This is a genomic window from Terriglobia bacterium (assembly GCA_020072645.1).
GTDB lineage: Bacteria > Acidobacteriota > Terriglobia > Terriglobales > Acidobacteriaceae > Angelobacter.
In genome coordinates this window covers 61,235-78,054 of sequence record JAIQGK010000004.1, presented here as the reverse complement: position 1 = coordinate 78,054, position 16,820 = coordinate 61,235, and the positions used below count along the sequence as shown (strand labels likewise).

Below are 16,820 nucleotides of genomic sequence, written 5' to 3'. Positions count from 1 at the left end.
TCTAGAGTACCGCGAAACCCAACGCTTATAAGACAATACCTGTATGCCTTCCGTACGAATCGACAAATGGCTTTGGGCCGCCCGATTTTTCAAGACTCGCGGTCTGGCGGCGCGTGCCTGTGAGCTGGGCAGGATTCAGTCCAATGGACAGCCCGCGAAACCCGCGCGCGAGGTCCGTGTGGGCGACAAGCTGAAGATCACCAACGATGGCGGCGACTTTCATGTAGACGTGCTGCTGCTCAGCGAGGTACGTGGGCCTGCCTCGGTGGCGCAGACGCTCTATCGCGAAACGGAAGAAAGCAAGGAAGCGCGCCTGAAGGCCGCAGCCGAGCGCAAAGCGGCCATGCAGTTTGAACCCATGCCAACCGGACGACCGTCGAAGCGCGACCGCCGCAAGATCATCCAGTTCCGCGGTAGAGGTTGATGCCAGACCAATTGCATGCCACTGATTCGCTATCCCGCTGTTTGCCACGTTCACAAAATGATCCATAATGAATGGATCGCCAGGTCCAGCCAATGAAAAAACCTTCACGAAACGCTCGCAGCCGCAGGGAAAAACCCTCCTATTCAGATCGGCGAGACGATCGAGCGGAGGGTCGTCGTGAAAATCGTAGCAAAGAGCGAAGCAACTCCCGTCGGCGACCACGCCTTTCCCGTGAAGTTGCCGTGCTCTATGAAGACGATGCTGTGATCGTGCTGAACAAACCAGCCGGGCTGCTGGCTGTGCCAATCAAAGGATCCGATGTTCCGTCGGCCTTGTCTCTGCTGATCGCCGAACTTAAGCCACGAAGACAACGCGCCCTGATCGTGCATCGCATTGATCGCTTTGCTTCCGGCATTCTGTTGTTCGCCAAGACTGACCATGATCGCGACACGCTGATCCGCCAGTTTCTGGCGCATACTCCGGTAAGAAAATATCTGGCGGTGGTGCGCGGCAGGCTCAAGGAAGAATCAGGCACGCTGGTGCATTATTTCCGGCGAGAAGACATGTATCAGCAGTTGCGGACGGCCCGTGATCCTGAAGCTGCGCGCGCCGAACTGCGTTATACCGTGGAGCGTGCTTTTGCCGACGCGACGCTTCTCCGCGTGGAACTGGTGACAGGTTTGCAGAATCAGATTCGCGCGCAGTTTTCCGCCGTGGGTCATCCGCTGATCGGCGATAGGAAATATCACCGCAAGGAAGCCGAAGAGCCATTGATTGATCGAGTCGCGCTGCATGCCGCGTACCTTGAGTTTGTTCATCCGCGCACGGGCGACACAATCACCATTGAATGCGCGCCACCGCAGGATTTTCAGCAGCTAGTGCGGCAACTGGAGCGAACTGGACATCAGCGGCGTTGAGCCGAAGAGTTGGCAATCGAACGAGACGTTACTGTTCCTCGAACAAATCCTCTTTCTGATCGTATGGCATCCACGGGCTGTTAAACCCGCGGGGATCAATGAAGGAGAGCATGATGTTGAGCTCCACCACGTCACGAGCAGCGCCATCGGCATCAGAATTGCGATAGACGCCGGGATCCGGCCGTGGATCGACCAGCGCATACCAGTATTTCAGGATTGCAACCTCCTGGGCCTGGACAGCCGACAGAGTTGAGTCTGGCTCCGCGCAAGAGTTTGATTCGTCAGAAGCTTCGTGAGACATAAAGTCCCTTTCCTCAGCCGCCCGCGCTATCGCTCGCCTAGCCGTGGAGGAGACGGTCTGGCGAAGCTAGATTCCAATCTTCAAAAGCAATATGTTGGCGACCTGAAACATCATGCTCGCCGGAAATTAGAAGGTTCATTGGAACTTGATTAACTTTATTAATCGTTGTGAGCCTGACGTTGAGCTTGTCTGATGGGATGAATCCTTTGAGCCACTCTGGTTAATTGTCGCAGCGCTTAATTCTGGATTTAAAATGCCCTCAATGCCCTCGACCAACACTCTTCACACCATGATGGATTACCCGCTCACGCTCACGGCATTGCTGGAGCGCGCAGGCCGGTACGCGGCAAACGTAGAAATAGTTTCACGGCTGCCGAATCGCTCCATGCATCGCACCACCTGGGGACAGTTGCACAAACGCTCATTGCGGTTGGCCGAATGCCTGCAATCGCTGGGCTTGAAGAAAGGCGAACGCGTGGCCACGCTCATGTGGAACCACTACGCGCACCTTGAGAGCTACTTTGGCATTCCCGCCGCGGGAGGCGTGCTGCATCCGCTGAACCTGCGGCTGCACCCCGACGAAATTGCCTGGATCGCCAACCACGCGCAGGACCGTTTCCTGATCGTGGACGATGTGTTGCTGCCGGTGCTGGAAAAGTTTGTGGCCAAGGTAAAGTTTGAGCGCATATTTGTAGTGCGGCATCCGGGTGAGGCCATTCAGCACGGTTACATCGATTATGAAGACTGGCTGAAGCGTGCCACCGGCAACTTTACGCCTCCGCCGATCAGCGAAAATGACGGCGCCAGCATGTGCTATACCTCGGGGACCACGGGGAATCCCAAGGGCGTGCTGTACTCGCACCGCTCACAGGTGTTGCACAGCATGTCACAAGCCATGGCGGATTCGTGCGCGTTCTCGCAGCATGACACCGTGCTGCTGGCCTCTCCCATGTTCCACGCCAATGGCTGGGGATTTTCTTACACCGCGGCAATGGTCGGCGCAAAGTATGTACTGCCGGGTCCGCACGTTGATGCCGAGAGCCTGCTGGAGTTGATTGAGCGTGAAGGCGTGACGATGACCTGCGCTGTCCCGACGGTTTGGCTTGGCGTGTTACAGACGCTGGAAAAGCGCAAGAATTGGAAGCCCGCGCGCGAGGTCCGTATTCTGTGCGGAGGCACCGCGCCGCCGGAGAGCCTGATTCGCAACCTTGATCTTTACGGCTTCCACATCATTCATTCCTGGGGCATGACGGAAACTTCTCCACAGGCCACGGCGTCGCGCCTGCCACCGGCGGCGCTGCAACTGCCGCAAGACCAGCAGTACGCCATGCGATCCAAACAGGGATGGCCGCTGCCATTTGTCGACGTTCGCATTCGCAACGAACGAGGTGACGCGCCCTGCGACGGCCAGACCATGGGCGAACTGGAAGTCCGCGGGCCGTGGGTTGCCGGCAGCTATTACAACGCGCCGGAAACGCGCGACCGCTGGACCGCCGACGGCTGGTTTCGCACCGGCGACGTTGCGACCATGGACCCCGACGGCTGCATTAGGTTGGTGGACCGCAGCAAAGACCTCGTCAAATCTGGCGGCGAGTGGATCAGCTCCGTCGATCTGGAAAATACTCTAATGAGCCATCCGGCGGTGCGCGAGGCCGGCGTGGTTGCGGTGCAGCATCCTAAATGGCAGGAGCGTCCGCTGGCGGTAGTGGCGCTGAAAGATGGCATGCAGGTGTCGGCGGACGAGCTGCGAACATTCTTGAGCTCGAAGTTTGCCAAATGGCAGATGCCGGATGATTTTGTTTTCGTCCATGATCTGCCGCATACGTCGACGGGAAAGTTGTTGAAGACGGCGCTAAGAAAACAATATGCCGAATGGAAGTGGCGAGAATAGAAAGAAGTCAAATTTCATCACGGCATGCAACGGCGCCACAGAAATTCTCGCCCGTTTCATTGAAATTCCCAAACGTTTTCGTTTGATATCTGACGCCAGAATCAAATTCAGGGCCTGTGAATGGACTTGCGTCCTTCGGTTATGGCATTAACGCTCCTTGTTTCGCTGAAATATCTGGCTGGCGTTCTCTGGTGGTGAGACCATGCCCATCCCAACACATTGAGCAATAACTTCTTCTCTTTTCGATTCAACTGTAAGGACTCTATTGCCGCACTGCGTCAAATCTCTCTCACTTGCTAAACTGGTTGTTACCGAATGAAGCCTGTCATCGCCAAATTTCTTACCTCCGCCGCGGACCCCAAATTCTTTCCCGCTGAAGGTCCGCCGGAGTTCGCTTTCCTTGGCCGGTCCAACGTCGGCAAATCCAGCCTGATTAACTCCTTGCTGGGACAGAAAATGGCGCATGTCAGCTCCACACCAGGCCGCACTCGCACCATCAACTTCTTCGGCCTTTATGCCAGGGCCAACCAGCCGCATCCGGAGAGCCTGCTGGTTGATCTGCCCGGCTATGGCTATGCCAAGATCTCAAAAGAAATCTCTGCTGAGTGGCCCAGGTTCATTGAGCCGTATCTACAAGAGCGTGAGGCGCTGGCGCTCTCTATCGTGTTGATTGACTCCAATATTCCCGCCCAGCCACCAGATCGACAGTTGATTGATTTCCTGCGCAACGCGGGGCGCGATTTTCTGGTCGTCGCCACCAAGGCGGACAAGCTTTCCCGCAACAAGCTCCGCAATGCGCTAGCAGCGCTGGCGCGCGATCACGGCATTGACACTTTGCTTCCCTATTCTTCCAAAACCGACGATGGCCGCGCGGAGCTGTGGCGCGAAATCAGGTCGCGCATCGACCAGACGGCAGGCCACTGATCATGGACCCTTTTGCCCGCAAAATGGTCTACGGCTCATTTGTTTATGGCGGCATGTTGTTGGTGATGTTTGCTGTGCTCACGGTTGTGTATCTGCACACGCGACCGCGCTGCTCTGATCGGGTGGTGGCGGAATCAACTGATCCAACCGGACAATGGACCGCTACCGTGATGGAGCGGCGTTGCGGCTCTGAAGCGCCATTTTTTACCCATGTGAATCTTCGCCCTGCAGGACAAGACTTGCGCTTGGGATTTTTCTCCGGTTCGGCGACGGAAGGTGAAGTCTTTGTGGTGGAACAGGACGCCGCGAGCGCAGCCATCACACTGCATTGGATATCGCCGATGGCGCTGAGCATCACATGCCCGCGCTGCAGTCCCGTTCTGGTGAGAAAGCATGATGAACGCTGGGGAAATGTGACTATTAACTACGATGTTTCATCACGTTAGTCCGGGGTCTCTGGTTGACATTGCCTCTTGCATAACTCGTCATCCCGACGTCTGTTGAGCGCGCTCCACCAGCGCGCGAGTAGGATTGAGGGGGCCTTGTGTTGCCTTGAAAACCACGTTGCCAAGAAACCACGTTAGCTTTCGCGCCACATACCAAGTACTAAATACTAACTACCAATTACTAAATGCCTTCACTGTCCCCCGGGCCTGCTTGCGCCTGCATGCTGCTGCAACCACTGTTCCAACTCCGTCTGCAGTCGCGGACGCCGCTTCACGCAGCCTTCAATATCTTCTCTTGACTGCTTCAGCGCCCGCTCCGCTGAAGGAACTTTGTGTTCGGTGAAGAACTGCTGAACGTCGTCATTCAATTCGGCGCTGCAGAAGCTCTTTGTCGAGCCCACAATCTCTCCCCCGCTGGACATCGTGATTTTCTTTTCCACCGCGGGCCAGTGCGCCTTCACCCATTCCCAGGCTGTCTTCTGATTGTCGGGGTTGATAAGAAGCCTTGATATGAGCCCCGCCGCATCCTGATTGCGAACTTCATCGGACACGGCAAGCTCCATCACCTTTTCCACGATTTTCGGATCGCGAAATTCAGCCAGCGCTCCGCCCACGTTGTAAAACTGTTCAGGTGATCGCATGTGGCCCATCGCGTTCTCATACTGCTGGAACAGCTCTTCATTACCAGACCGTGCGGCCACCCCAAGCACGTCTTTGGCGATGCTTGCATCCACCGAGTCCGGGTCTTTCAGGTATTGCTGCGCCAGGCTGGTGGCCTGCCTGATCGTTTCTGGATCTTCCCCAATCGTGCCCAGAATATGAATCAGATTTCCGCGCAGTGTATGTACTTCAGCGCTTTCATTCGCAGCCGGCGTCCAGCCAATCCGTGTCATCATGGGCCCAAAATTCGAGCGTACCCAGGCACGAAATGGCGCCGTATCGGCGCCGGTCAGCAAGTAGCTGTTCACATAATCCAGCGTCGGCAAATAGCTTTCCACGATCTCGTGTTGCGCGTCACCGTTCATGACTGAAATTAAATCCAGATACGTTGCCATGCTTTGCTGTCCGGAGCCGACAAGCGCGGCCTGGTCGCGCAGAAGTGAAATGCGCTCCGCTGTCGTCAATTCCGTGCCGGCAATAGCGATCAGCTTCTGCAAGTCCGCTTTGTCATATTGCGTGCGGTAATAGCCCGCGGCATTTCCATTCACAAAGACCCATGGTGAGCATCCGGTGAGCGGCAGCGTTTGCTCTTTCAGGCTAAGTATCTGGCAGAACGGCTTGGCGCCGCCGGACTTCAAACATACCGGAACCATCCATGTGTGTTCTTGTTTTGACGCGTCAGAGGGGTTGGCCCAGAAACGCTGTTGTGAAACCGAAACCTGAGTCATGGGATGAGGTTGTATCGGTCTGCGCCGCGACCGTTTACCTTTGCGCGCGGGCGGCGCTTTGACCACCGGCGGAGTCGTGCACGATGATTTCACCGTCAACAGCGGCTCACCCGCCTGGTCCACAAATGTCGGCATGATTTTATCCACAGGGCGCCCGGACGCGGCGCTCAACGCGCTCCAGAAATCTTCCGCCGTGGCATTTCCATAAAGAAACCTGCGCAGGTAAACGTTCACGCCGCGACGAAAAACATCCGGGCTGACATAAGCCTCAACCATGCGCAACACCGCTGCGGCCTTCTCATAAGAAATCGGATCGAACAATTCATTGATCTCTTCCGGCGTTTCGGCCTTGGCACGGATCGGGTGTGTGTTTACCAGCGCATCCAGCGCAAGGGCCGTGTCGGTGGCCTGCACCGCATCCAGCATTGCATTCCATTCCGGATGCAACGCCTGCGATGGCTTAAGCGCCATCCATGTGGCAAAACCTTCATTCAGCCAGACGTTGTCCCACCACTTCATCGTTACCAGATCGCCGAACCACTGGTGCGCCATCTCATGCGCCAGGACTTCAAACACGGCCTGGTGTGAATCCACGGAGGAATTTTTGTCGTCAATAAAAAGCAGCGATTCGCGATAGAAAATTGCTGCCGTATTTTCCATGGCGCCCGCTTCAAAATCCGGCACACCTAGAATGTCCAGCTTCCCAAACGGGTATGGGATGCCGTAATACTGGTTGTAAAACTTTAGGATCTCAGCGGCATAACGAAGCGCGGCAGCGCTCAGCGGCTTCTTGTCAGGGGTTCCGCACACTCGAATGGGAATGTTATCTGCCGAGCCTTCCACGCACTCAAAATCGCCTACCGCCATCGCCACCAGATATGTGGACATCTTCGGGGTCGTGACGAACTTAATCGTGTGTTTTCCTTCTCCCGGCCCGGGCGTGTCAGAAGCTATAACGCTGTTCGAAATCGCGGTATCACCTGTGTTCACAATCAACGTAATGTCGAATGTCGCTTTGTATGCCGGCTCATCCAGAGATGGGAAAGCGCGGCGCGCGTCCGTGTTTTCAAATTGCGTGGTCGCGTAGTTTCTTGCTTTGGTGCGCGCCAGATAAAATCCGCGTAGCTTGTCATTCAAAATGCCTGTGTATTTGATATGGATGGTCGCCGGCCCCGGTTCCAGAGGATCCGCAACCGTCAGAGTGACTTGTTCTTTTTCCGGAGCAAAACTCCATTTCGCCACCTGCGTCTTGTTGTCCTGAATGATCGTCGCTTCCTGAAATTCCAGTTCGGCGGAATTCAACGTGAACTCATTGTCCGCTTTGTTTACTTCCACATCGAGCGTTTCGTCGCCGCTGAACACGGCTTTCTGCAGGTCCGGCGTAAAGGAAAGAGCATAGTGCTTTGCGCTCAAGCCGTAAGGCAGCCGCTGAGCGCCAGCCAGCAGCGGCAGAAAAATAAAAATCATCCAGACAGACTTTTTCAATAAGAGCATTTTTTCCTCATGAACTTTAACGACGCCAGCGCCAGACTATAGGCACGTTGTCACCTATTGCGAAAGGGCCTTGCACGGGTGCCGTGTAATTGCTGGCACTTTCTTCCCTTTAATCACTGTCGCGCAAAGGCTGGGTTTATACGCCTTGCCATCCCAGTCATAAACAGTGGTTTCCATTTTTGATGAGCCAATTTCAAACTGCCCCGTCAGAGAAGGCATTCCTTGTTTCACGATCTTCATAGGATGAAGTGAGGCATATTTCTCGTGCAGCGCCAGCTTGTACCCCTCTCCGCTTTTGAGATAAACCAGCGCGTCGCAATTCGTGTTTTGGCAGTGGCATGCGCCCTGCACCTCGACAATCGTTCCCACGTCGCGGCCGCCGGAACGGATCGGCAGAGCCTCAAGCGTTGGGTCGCTGGTATTCGTATTAACGGCGCTCGCGTCGCCAGCCGTCGTGCATGCGGCGTCCTTGAGCGCAGCCGCCTTTAAGTCCGGTGATAAGCTGTCCTGCTGCGCAACACCAAGCACCATCAATCCACTGATGAAGATAAAAGCAAATAAAGCAGTTAGTTTCATGGGTTCTGAGATGCGTCCTTATATATAGGGCTATTAAGGGAAGATACCACACGCGGCCGTGCCAAACCGTTGTTCAAGCAGGTCCGGGGCGTCGGCACACGGCGGGATTTCCGTTCCCGGCAGCCATAGCTCACCCTGCGGGCCCACCACGATTGCAGTCTGCGGAAAATCCGCATTGGAGAGCGCACGGAGCACCGGCAATATCTTCTTCTCGGGATCCAGTTTCGGTCCGCCAGGTTTCTCCTGCTTCACAGCGTAGGCCTGTCCCCGAAGGAATGTTCCATCCCAAGCCAGATGCGCTTCCTGCACCAGCGTCAATCCATTTTCCGCATTCAGGTTGAATGGACCATACGTGGCGAAGTTCCCCAGTGAGTAAGCAATCAGCTTCCCTTTGTAAAGTTCCATAGCGCGGACAACGTGCGGCCCCGAACCCAGCAGCAGGTCAGCGCCTGCATCAATCGCCGCGTGTGTGAACCGGCGCAGATCGCCGCGATCTTCGCCTAGAAAAGTCTCATCGCCTTCAAGAACATGCTGATGCGTTGCGCCTTCTGCCCCGCCATGAAAGCCAACAATCACCAGATCGGATTCAGACTTCGCCGCGCGTATGGTTTCGAGCGATGCATCCAAATCAAGAAAGTTGAAAGCTCCCTGATATGTTGCGAAGGCAACGATGGTAATTTTCCTGCTCTTCACCGTGAGTCGCGCGATGTCGCCAACTTCGCCGGTATGCGCAATCTGCAAGGCATCCAGCACTTGGCGTGAACTGGCGCGCCCTTCCAGCCCAAAATCCATCGCATGATTGTTGGCCAGCCCCATCGCGGTGAACCCCGCATCTTTCAGATATTTGCCATAACGAGTCGGCACGCGAAAAGCAAAGCACGTCCCTATTTTCTTCCCCCGACACTTGGCCGAGTCGCCGCCATCGATGATCGGGCCTTCCAGATTTCCGTACACCACGTCGCCGCGCTTAAGAAACGGCGTAACTTCGGTGAGCAGGTCAGCACCATCATTCGGCGGCAGCGTGGATTCGTCGGGAAAAGTCGTGCCGAGCATCACATCGCCCACAGCGGTAACAACGATCTCGTCGTAGGGATTTGGCGGATGCACAGCGTCAACTGCGATCATCTGAGGCACCGACGGTGAAGGCGATGGCGGAGCTTGCAGCGGCGATGGCGGCGGAGTAGGTGTGGGCAACGACTGAGCAGGTTGGGTAGGGTTAGCTCCTGGATGCGTTTCTTGAGGAGATTGTAACGCTCGAACCAGCCCCGGGAATGCCAGAAGAATACAACAGCAAATAGCCCTAGCCATACTACCGAAGCGTGGCATCCTGAGCGACACCGAGCGACGCAGGAGCGAGGTAAAGTCGAAGGACCCCGAGATCGCATCCATTGCCATGCAGCTACAGGGAATTTTCACGAATATCCATCCGATCTTCGGTTCATCAAATCCCCTGAATCTTCATGGTCGCCGATCCAATCCCACAACTTTTCCCGCCACTACCATTTCAACACAGCGGTCCCAGGCAAACCAATAAGCTATTTCCCTGTAATCTTTCACATCAAAAACCGCTAAATCCGCATCTTTGCCCGCCTCCAGACTGCCCTTCCGGTCTTGCATCTGCAAGGCACACGCGGCGTTGATCGTTGCTGCGGCAATCGCCTCCGCCGGCGTCATCTTCATATGTGTGCAGGCAAGTGAAATCACAAATGGCATGCTGGGTGTCGGTGAAGTCCCGGGATTGTAGTCCGTGGCTAATGCCACGGGCACACCTGCCTCGATCAGTCGTCGCGCATCGGGAAATTCTTTGTGTCCAAGAAAATAATTTGCTCCGGGCAGCAGGACCGCTACTGTGTCTCCGCGCGCCAGCAATGAAACATCTTCTGGCTGCACACAGTCCATGTGATCGAAAGAGGCAGGCTGATACTCAAGCAAGGGCTTCAATTTTGCCGCCGTAAACTGGCAGACGTGGGCACGTGTCCCCAGACCGTGCTTGCGCGCCGCCGCCAGGACCTTCTCCGACTGCTCTTGCGTAAATGCCCCCCGATCGCAAAATACGTCAACGTACTTCGCCAGCTTCTTTTTGGCCACCAGCGGAATCATCTCGTCGCAGACTTTCTTGACATAGCCGTCTGCTTTGCCCGCATATTCCTGCGGCACCACATGCGCTGCCAGCAGCGTTGGGACCACTTCTCCCGGCCATTGCCGCGCCCCATCGCGTATCGCCTGCAGCGACTTAATCTCATCTTCCAGCGTCAAGCCATAGCCGGATTTGGCTTCCACCACGCTGGTTCCCTGCTTCAGCATGGCATTAAGCGCCGTGAGCACCTTCTTGCTCAGCTCGCCCCGGCTCGCCCTTCGCACCCCCGCGACGCTCGACCGAATCCCGCCTCCAGCCGCCGCAATCTCTTCATAGCCCGCCCCGCTGATCCTCTTTTCAAAGTCGACCAAGCGCGGATCGGTGAACACCGGATGTGTGTGGCAATCAATCAACCCTGGGATCACTACCCCGCTCTGACAATCAAGCTCCTTGATTTTTTTGCGGTGGCTTCTCAACCAGGGATCGCGCAGCAATTCGCGCTGCGGGCCAGAGGCAAGGATCTTCCCACCGCCGCAAAGTACGGCAGCATCTTTTATTAGGCCGATTTCTTGAAGTTCGGTTCTGCGTCTTGGCGCAGCTCCACCGCGCAGCGTAAGCAGCTGACCGATGTTGGCCAGAAGAAGGTAGGGAGATTGAGTGGATTTTGGCAAAATGTCAGTGGCGCTGCCCTTCGTGTTCCTTCGTGTCCTTTGTGATGAAAGGGCTCCCTCGCTACCGCTCGGGACGGAGCTTCATCGGTACCTTCACGCCCGTTTTCTCCGCGAACCGCTCTGCCTCTTCATACCCAGCGTCCACGTGCCGCGCCACGCCAATTCCCGGATCATTCGTCAGCACGCGCTCAATACGCTTTGCCATCATCTCTGTCCCGTCGGCGACGGTAACTTGCCCGGCGTGCAATGAATAGCCAATGCCTACGCCGCCTCCATTATGGATCGAAACCCAACTGGCGCCGCTGGCAGTATTAAGCAGAGCATTGAGCAGCGGCCAGTCGGCCACGGCATCGCTGCCGTCTTTCATGCTCTCGGTCTCGCGATACGGCGAAGCCACCGACCCGCAATCCAGATGGTCGCGACCGATCACTATCGGTGCCTTGATCTTGCCTTTCTTTACCAATTCATTCATCGCCAGGCCGAACTGCGCGCGCTCGCCGTAACCCAGCCAGCAGATGCGCGCCGGCAGTCCCTGGAACTTGATGCGCTTGCGCGCCAGATCAATCCAGCGGCTCAGGATGCGGTTCTTCGGAAACATCTCCAGCACCAGATCGTCGGTTACAGCGATATCTGCCGGATCGCCGGAGAGTGCCACCCACCGGAATGGCCCGCGTCCTTCGCAGAACAGAGGACGAATGTATGCCGGGACAAAGCCGGGAAAATCATAAGCGTTCTTTACGCCCTGTTGGAACGCAAATGTCCGGATGTTGTTGCCGTAATCGAACGTCACGCTGCCCATCTTCTGCAGGCGCAGCATGCCTTCCACGTGGCGCGCCATCGCGTTCATTGATTTTTCCAGATACGCCTTGGGATCGTTCTTCCGCAGCTCGAGCGCCTGCTCCAGCGACATGCCGTTGGGCACATAGCCGTTCAGCGGATCATGCGCCGAAGTCTGGTCGGTAAGAATGTCCGGAAGCACGCCACGCTCGGCCAGCTCAGGAATTACGTCCGCGCAGTTCCCCACCAGCCCCACGGAAATCGCTTCTTTCTTGCGCACGGCATTCTTCAGAATACGCAGCGCTTCATCCAGATTGTTGACCATGAAGTCGCAGTAGCCGGTCTTCAGGCGCTTCTTGATGCGCTCTGCGTCCACGTCAATTCCCAGAAAGCACGCGCCAGTCATCGTCGCCGCCAGCGGCTGCGCGCCACCCATGCCGCCCATGCCGCCGCTCACGATCAGTTTCCCCGCCAGTTCGCCGCCAAAATGTTTTTCTGCCGCCGCGGCAAACGTCTCAAATGTCCCCTGAATGATTCCTTGCGAACCGATATAAATCCACGAGCCCGCCGTCATCTGCCCATACATCATGAGTCCGGCGCGTTCCAGCTCGTTGAACTTTTCCCAGTTTGACCAGTGGCCCACAAGGTTGGAGTTGGCAATCAACACTCGCGGCGCGTAGTCATGCGTTTTAAAAATTCCCACGGGTTTGCCCGATTGCACCAGCAGCGTCTCATCACTGTCCAAGGACTTCAAGGACGCAAGGATCGCCTCCAGGCATTGCTGGTTGCGGGCTGCTTTGCCCGTGCCGCCATAGACCACCAGGTCTGTCGGGCGCTCGCCCACCTCATCATCGAGGTTGTTCATGAGCATGCGCATCGCGGCTTCCTGCGGCCAGCCTTTGCAGGTGATTTCTGTTCCACGCGGGGCCTTCAGCGGAGGAAGATGAGTAGCCTGAATTTCAGTATCAACCGGCATACAAAGATGGTAGCAAATATGGGTCTGGTTAAGCGTTGAATCGCTACCGCCGTTCTGTGCCCCACCTTGAGCTCTGCTTCCGGCATCCAACCCTCAGACACCGGGAGGTGCGACTTGGACAGCAGAATTCGCGAAGGCATCGTTGATCGCGGGATTGAGAGAGGTGAATGGGAGATGAGAAATTTAGGCAAGCAGCTTGGCCATGAAGGATCCGATCAAGAACCACATGTAGGCGCGGTGGGCACGCACAATTCAGGCCAGATGTCAGCCGAGGCTTCAGACCAGACCGGCACTACGCCTTTTTTTAAAGAAACAGGAGAAGACCTGCCCGAGCGCGCCGGCATTAGCCGCAAAGAGCAGCATGCACACGAGCGCCAGGTCGATCCGGAAGCGGTGCGGGAATCGGAGAAGGAAGCGGAGCTTGATCCAATTGCTGAAACCGAGCCGGAAGAAGGCGAGACGGCCGCGTAAATTCATTCTGGATTACGTTTAAGTGTCTGAAGACGGCTTGGCGCGCAACAGGTGCTTAGAACCTATTCGCGACGATGAATCGCAAGCGGTTTGAAGCAAAGCGACAAAAACAAAGCTCACCAGGTGTTGTAAGCCGTGCCTTCAGAGCTGACCAGGCTTGATCCGCTTTTCACGTCGCTGATGCCCGGCTGCGTCTGGTCAATGCTGGTCAGCACGTCTTCCTGCACGGTCTGCCATGAATCGGTGGCATGGGTAAAAGGATCTTTGGGAATCGCGTGCAGATAGCCCGCTGAAACAATGTCATCCAGAGCTTGAGGTGCTTTGCCTTTGTCCTGCGTGTACTGATCAATGGCCTGCCGCATATTGTAAAGGTCCTCTTTCAGTACCGCTTCATTTGCGTGCAGGATGTGAATGCGATAAATCGGCACCATGATGCCCAGCAGAATGGAGATGATGGCGCACACGATGATCATCTCAATCAGCGTGAAGCCGCGCTGCCGCCTCTGTAATCTGAATGGACCGATCATAAAGTTACCAATCCTTATATTTGGTGCCATCCAGGCCGACACCGGTGGACTTTGTGTACACATCAAACACGTTCTGCCCGCCCCAGGAATCCGACTGAGGATCATCCTGCATGGAGCGCAGGCCCCAATCCGTGTTCCCGGTCATGGGGTCTACCGGGATGCGGCGCAGAAAACGGAGTTTCTTACCGCCTGCAATCTCCACGCCGTTGACCAGCGTATCCAAGTCCGGCGGATATCCCTCAGAACCCAGCTTCTGCTGAAACGCATTTTTGTCCGCTGCGTCCTTATAGCGATCAATCGCGCCACGCATTTCCCAAAGGTCGCGCCGCAAGTCCACTTCCCGCTGGCGGCGCACGCTTACTTTCAGCACTGGAACCGCCGCCCCCATCAGGATCAGCAGGATTGTGATTACCACAATCATTTCCAGCAGGGTCACACCACTCTGACGGCGCGCCGGCAAATGCCTGCTCATCAAACCCCGGCTCAGACGATTTGTTTGTCTCTGCCTCATCACGGACCTTCTACTAGTTTACCGTGATTGTGCTTTGCGATCCCAGTACGTTCACCGGCTGGTTCTTGCTGTTCCGTGCTCCCGGCACGGCAATGGAAATCGCGCCAGTACCTTTGGCCTTCGCCGTAAACGTCAGGTTAAACACAGTGCCATCGCCCGTGATGCCCTGCGATCCCGGAGGCCGTTGCGCGGTGATCTGCAGTCTGCCCGTTGCCGGGTCGTCGCGATACACCAGCGCCACGTTCTGGCCGTCTTTGGCCAGGAAATCACCATTCGTGACTTTCACGAACTGGAACACCTTTGGATCGTAACTAATTTGAATGGGAATCGATGCAATGTCCTCGCCCTGTGACAACATCACCGTCATGGGGAAGCTGCTTCCAACTCCCTGCTGCAATGCTCCAGGCTCCAGACGCAATCCCACCTGGCCTGGCTTGAGCGTTTGCTGCTGCGCAGGTGTGCCCTGTGGCGCTGCATTTTGCTGCTGCGGCGGCTGCTGCCTAGGAACCTGCTGCGGAACGGTAGCCGATGGCTGCCGCGCTGGAGTCATCGGCGCTCCGCCTGCGGGCTGCTGCGGCGCCGGCGTAGCTGCTGCCGGAGTAGCGTTGCTGGCAGGGACCTGCCGGCCCGCCATGCGCAGATCTATTCCGCTGCCCGTGCCCACGTCAAACGCGCGGCGATTCAAATCATTCAGTTCCTGGCCGCGCACAATGTGCGGTACCAGCACAAACACCAACTCATTCGTAATATGTTCTTTTTGCGTCGATGAGAACAGGTACTTCAGCAGGGGGATCTGCCCCAAAAACGGCGTGCCACCCGTCGAACTGGTGTCCTGCACTTCCAGGATTCCGCCCAGCAGGTTGGTTTCTCCGTCCATCAAACGGATGGTGTGCTCAACCTTGCGTGTGCTGATAATTGGCTGCGTAATGCCGCCGATGGTCTGCGATCCGTTCAGGTTTGAGATTTCCAGTGACGTCTTCAGCGTCACCTGTCCATCCGGATGCACGCGCGGCGTGATTTCCATTTTCACGCCGACGTCTGTATAGGTGAACTGCGTGTTCACGCCCACTGAACCTACGCCTGTGCCGATGCCCAGCGGCGTACCAAATGAACCTGTCGCGATCGGAATCTTGTCCGCAATGGTAAGCGTAGCCTTTTCATTATCCGTGGCGCGGAGCTTCGGATTCTGCATGATCTTGGTGTCGGCATCGGAAAACAATGCTACTGCTTTCAAGGGATCAATCGTCACCGCATAGTTCGTCGAATTCAGGTGTTGGAGATCGTTAAAGTTCAAGCCGGAGCCCGGGGTCGTCGTGGTAGTGGTGCCAGTGCCCGTACTGGTGGTATTGGTGCCTTGCAGGGCCACGACCATATTTTGCGGCGGCGTAATGCCCAGATTGCGCAGCTTGTCTCGCCGTACCTGCGCCACCCACACATCCACGATGACTTCAGGCTTGGATTTATCGATATCGTCGATCATCTTCTCAGCCAGCGCCAGTTGGTCTGGAGTGCCTTTAATTACGATGGCGCTCTGCGATGGAATCTGCTGAATGCGCTGCACTTCAAGCACCGTGCGGATGGCGTTCACAATGTCCTGAAGGTCAGTGGGGCCGGAAACGTTGCCGAGATAAAAAGTCTTTACTACGTTTTGCTCCAGTTCGCGGCGCTTCGCCTGCGTATCCTGGGCAACAAAAATTGTGTTCGGCGTTACCGGGCGCCAGAATGTGCGCGACTCCAGCGCAACAATGTCCAATCCTTCCTGCAAACTCACGCCTTTCAGCTTGATGCTCAGGCGGCGGGAAGTGTAATCGGGATCAAACAGCACGTTGATGCCGGCCAGCTTGCCAATCGTTTCATACGCCACTTTGGAATCTTCGGTCATTTCCAGCGCAGTGATTGGCGAATCAGGAAACTGGGCCAGGGCCACTGGAGAGCTGGCATTCTCCAGGCGCTTCCGTAGGGGATCTTCTTCTTCCTGCCGGCTCGGCGGCGTTGCAGTGGCTTGCCCTCCGCCTGCGCTTTTTTGGATCATGATCTCTGTGCGCCGGATCTCCTGTGCCGCAAGATCGTTGCTGGGATCAACCTCTAGCGCCTGCTGGAAAACCGTCAATGCTTCCTGCAGACTGCCCTGGTCCCTGAGCTTTTGCCCCCGCTTAATCTTGCTTGAGGCAGAGAGCATGCGGGTCCGCTCAAACGGTACCCGGTATTTCAGCTCGTCAGGCTTTTGTTGATAGGCGGCTTTATAGAACTCAAACGCGGCTTCGTAGTCCTGCCGCGCCTCTGCCTTGACCCCTTTTTGGAAGAGACTCTTGGCTGATTCCGCGGCGGACAAAAATGCCGCAAAAAGAAACAAAATGGTGAGGGTTGCTGTAACCTTCCTCATACGCTCCTACTCATCTAGGCTTTTTCCTAAGTCCTTCATTTTTCAGGGAAAATAGTGCGGGCAATT

15 protein-coding genes are annotated in these 16,820 nt (G+C 56.1%); 6 read left to right on the top strand and 9 right to left on the bottom strand.

Features of this window, described 5'->3' with window-relative positions; genetic code table 11:
- The first annotated feature begins 43 nt into the window (after positions 1-43).
- On the top strand, positions 44-424 hold the full coding sequence (locus LAO76_07355; GenBank protein MBZ5490732.1) for an RNA-binding S4 domain-containing protein: 381 nt from the start codon (positions 44-46) through the stop codon (positions 422-424).
- Between the two features lie 242 nt (positions 425-666).
- Complete coding sequence (locus LAO76_07350; GenBank protein MBZ5490731.1) at positions 667-1,341, top strand: RluA family pseudouridine synthase; 675 nt, start codon at positions 667-669, stop codon at positions 1,339-1,341.
- A gap of 28 nt (positions 1,342-1,369) precedes the next feature.
- On the opposite strand, the gene LAO76_07345 is transcribed toward LAO76_07350, so the two are convergent.
- Positions 1,370-1,642 (bottom strand): hypothetical protein, encoded by a 273-nt coding sequence (locus LAO76_07345; GenBank protein ID MBZ5490730.1) that lies wholly within the window; start codon positions 1,640-1,642, stop codon positions 1,370-1,372.
- Between the two features lie 289 nt (positions 1,643-1,931).
- Here LAO76_07345 and LAO76_07340 point away from each other — a divergent pair, with 289 nt between their 5' ends.
- From LAO76_07340 to LAO76_07330, 3 genes are all read left to right on the top strand, one after another.
- The gene (locus LAO76_07340) at positions 1,932-3,533 is read left to right on the top strand and encodes a long-chain fatty acid--CoA ligase (protein ID MBZ5490729.1); all 1,602 of its coding nucleotides are present in this window, start codon (positions 1,932-1,934) and stop codon (positions 3,531-3,533) included.
- A 315-nt stretch (positions 3,534-3,848) separates the two neighbouring features.
- Positions 3,849-4,457, top strand: coding sequence for a ribosome biogenesis GTP-binding protein YihA/YsxC (yihA, locus tag LAO76_07335; GenBank protein MBZ5490728.1), 609 nt, complete (start codon positions 3,849-3,851; stop codon positions 4,455-4,457).
- Positions 4,458-4,459: 2 nt separating this feature from the next.
- Entirely contained in the window at positions 4,460-4,903 is a 444-nt protein-coding gene (locus LAO76_07330) for a hypothetical protein (GenBank protein MBZ5490727.1), read from the top strand.
- Between the two features lie 191 nt (positions 4,904-5,094).
- On the opposite strand, the gene LAO76_07325 is transcribed toward LAO76_07330, so the two are convergent.
- The 5 genes from LAO76_07325 to hutU all read right to left on the bottom strand — a co-directional run bounded on the left by LAO76_07325 (position 5,095) and on the right by hutU (position 12,862).
- Complete coding sequence (locus tag LAO76_07325) at positions 5,095-7,785, bottom strand: M1 family metallopeptidase (GenBank protein MBZ5490726.1); 2,691 nt, start codon at positions 7,783-7,785, stop codon at positions 5,095-5,097.
- Positions 7,786-7,839: 54 nt separating this feature from the next.
- A complete protein-coding gene (locus LAO76_07320; GenBank protein ID MBZ5490725.1) occupies positions 7,840-8,361 on the bottom strand; it encodes a hypothetical protein in 522 nt (173 codons plus the stop codon).
- Positions 8,362-8,394: 33 nt separating this feature from the next.
- A complete protein-coding gene (locus LAO76_07315; protein MBZ5490724.1) occupies positions 8,395-9,486 on the bottom strand; it encodes a CapA family protein in 1,092 nt (363 codons plus the stop codon).
- 333 nt (positions 9,487-9,819) lie between these two features.
- Positions 9,820-11,109 (bottom strand): imidazolonepropionase, encoded by a 1,290-nt coding sequence (hutI, locus tag LAO76_07310; protein ID MBZ5490723.1) that lies wholly within the window; start codon positions 11,107-11,109, stop codon positions 9,820-9,822.
- 61 nt (positions 11,110-11,170) lie between these two features.
- Entirely contained in the window at positions 11,171-12,862 is a 1,692-nt protein-coding gene (gene hutU / locus LAO76_07305; GenBank protein ID MBZ5490722.1) for a urocanate hydratase, read from the bottom strand.
- 114 nt (positions 12,863-12,976) lie between these two features.
- Here hutU and LAO76_07300 point away from each other — a divergent pair, with 114 nt between their 5' ends.
- Positions 12,977-13,333, top strand: a complete 357-nt coding sequence (locus LAO76_07300; GenBank protein MBZ5490721.1) for a hypothetical protein — start codon at positions 12,977-12,979, stop codon at positions 13,331-13,333.
- A 116-nt stretch (positions 13,334-13,449) separates the two neighbouring features.
- On the opposite strand, the gene LAO76_07295 is transcribed toward LAO76_07300, so the two are convergent.
- Genes LAO76_07295 through LAO76_07285 form a run of 3 tightly spaced genes read right to left on the bottom strand, consistent with a single transcriptional unit; the run spans position 13,450 to position 16,754 of the window.
- Positions 13,450-13,860 (bottom strand): type II secretion system GspH family protein, encoded by a 411-nt coding sequence (locus LAO76_07295; GenBank protein MBZ5490720.1) that lies wholly within the window; start codon positions 13,858-13,860, stop codon positions 13,450-13,452.
- 4 nt (positions 13,861-13,864) lie between these two features.
- Positions 13,865-14,332 (bottom strand): type II secretion system GspH family protein, encoded by a 468-nt coding sequence (locus LAO76_07290; protein ID MBZ5490719.1) that lies wholly within the window; start codon positions 14,330-14,332, stop codon positions 13,865-13,867.
- A 52-nt stretch (positions 14,333-14,384) separates the two neighbouring features.
- The gene (locus LAO76_07285; protein ID MBZ5490718.1) at positions 14,385-16,754 is read right to left on the bottom strand and encodes a type II and III secretion system protein; all 2,370 of its coding nucleotides are present in this window, start codon (positions 16,752-16,754) and stop codon (positions 14,385-14,387) included.
- Positions 16,755-16,820: the final 66 nt, after the last annotated feature.

Bases quoted from the DNA above. Each gene is read 5' to 3' on its own strand.
- LAO76_07295 (MBZ5490720.1), bottom strand. From the start codon at position 13,860: ATGATCGGTCCATTCAGATTACAGAGGCGGCAGCGCGGCTTCACGCTG.
- LAO76_07325 (MBZ5490726.1), bottom strand. From the start codon at position 7,785: ATGCTCTTATTGAAAAAGTCTGTCTGGATGATTTTTATTTTTCTGCCG.
- LAO76_07355 (MBZ5490732.1), top strand. From the start codon at position 44: ATGCCTTCCGTACGAATCGACAAATGGCTTTGGGCCGCCCGATTTTTC.
- yihA (MBZ5490728.1), top strand. From the start codon at position 3,849: ATGAAGCCTGTCATCGCCAAATTTCTTACCTCCGCCGCGGACCCCAAA.
- LAO76_07290 (MBZ5490719.1), bottom strand. From the start codon at position 14,332: ATGAGCAGGCATTTGCCGGCGCGCCGTCAGAGTGGTGTGACCCTGCTG.
- LAO76_07285 (MBZ5490718.1), bottom strand. From the start codon at position 16,754: ATGAGGAAGGTTACAGCAACCCTCACCATTTTGTTTCTTTTTGCGGCA.
- LAO76_07340 (MBZ5490729.1), top strand. From the start codon at position 1,932: ATGATGGATTACCCGCTCACGCTCACGGCATTGCTGGAGCGCGCAGGC.
- hutU (MBZ5490722.1), bottom strand. From the start codon at position 12,862: ATGCCGGTTGATACTGAAATTCAGGCTACTCATCTTCCTCCGCTGAAG.
- LAO76_07345 (MBZ5490730.1), bottom strand. From the start codon at position 1,642: ATGTCTCACGAAGCTTCTGACGAATCAAACTCTTGCGCGGAGCCAGAC.
- LAO76_07320 (MBZ5490725.1), bottom strand. From the start codon at position 8,361: ATGAAACTAACTGCTTTATTTGCTTTTATCTTCATCAGTGGATTGATG.
- LAO76_07315 (MBZ5490724.1), bottom strand. From the start codon at position 9,486: ATGATCGCAGTTGACGCTGTGCATCCGCCAAATCCCTACGACGAGATC.
- LAO76_07330 (MBZ5490727.1), top strand. From the start codon at position 4,460: ATGGACCCTTTTGCCCGCAAAATGGTCTACGGCTCATTTGTTTATGGC.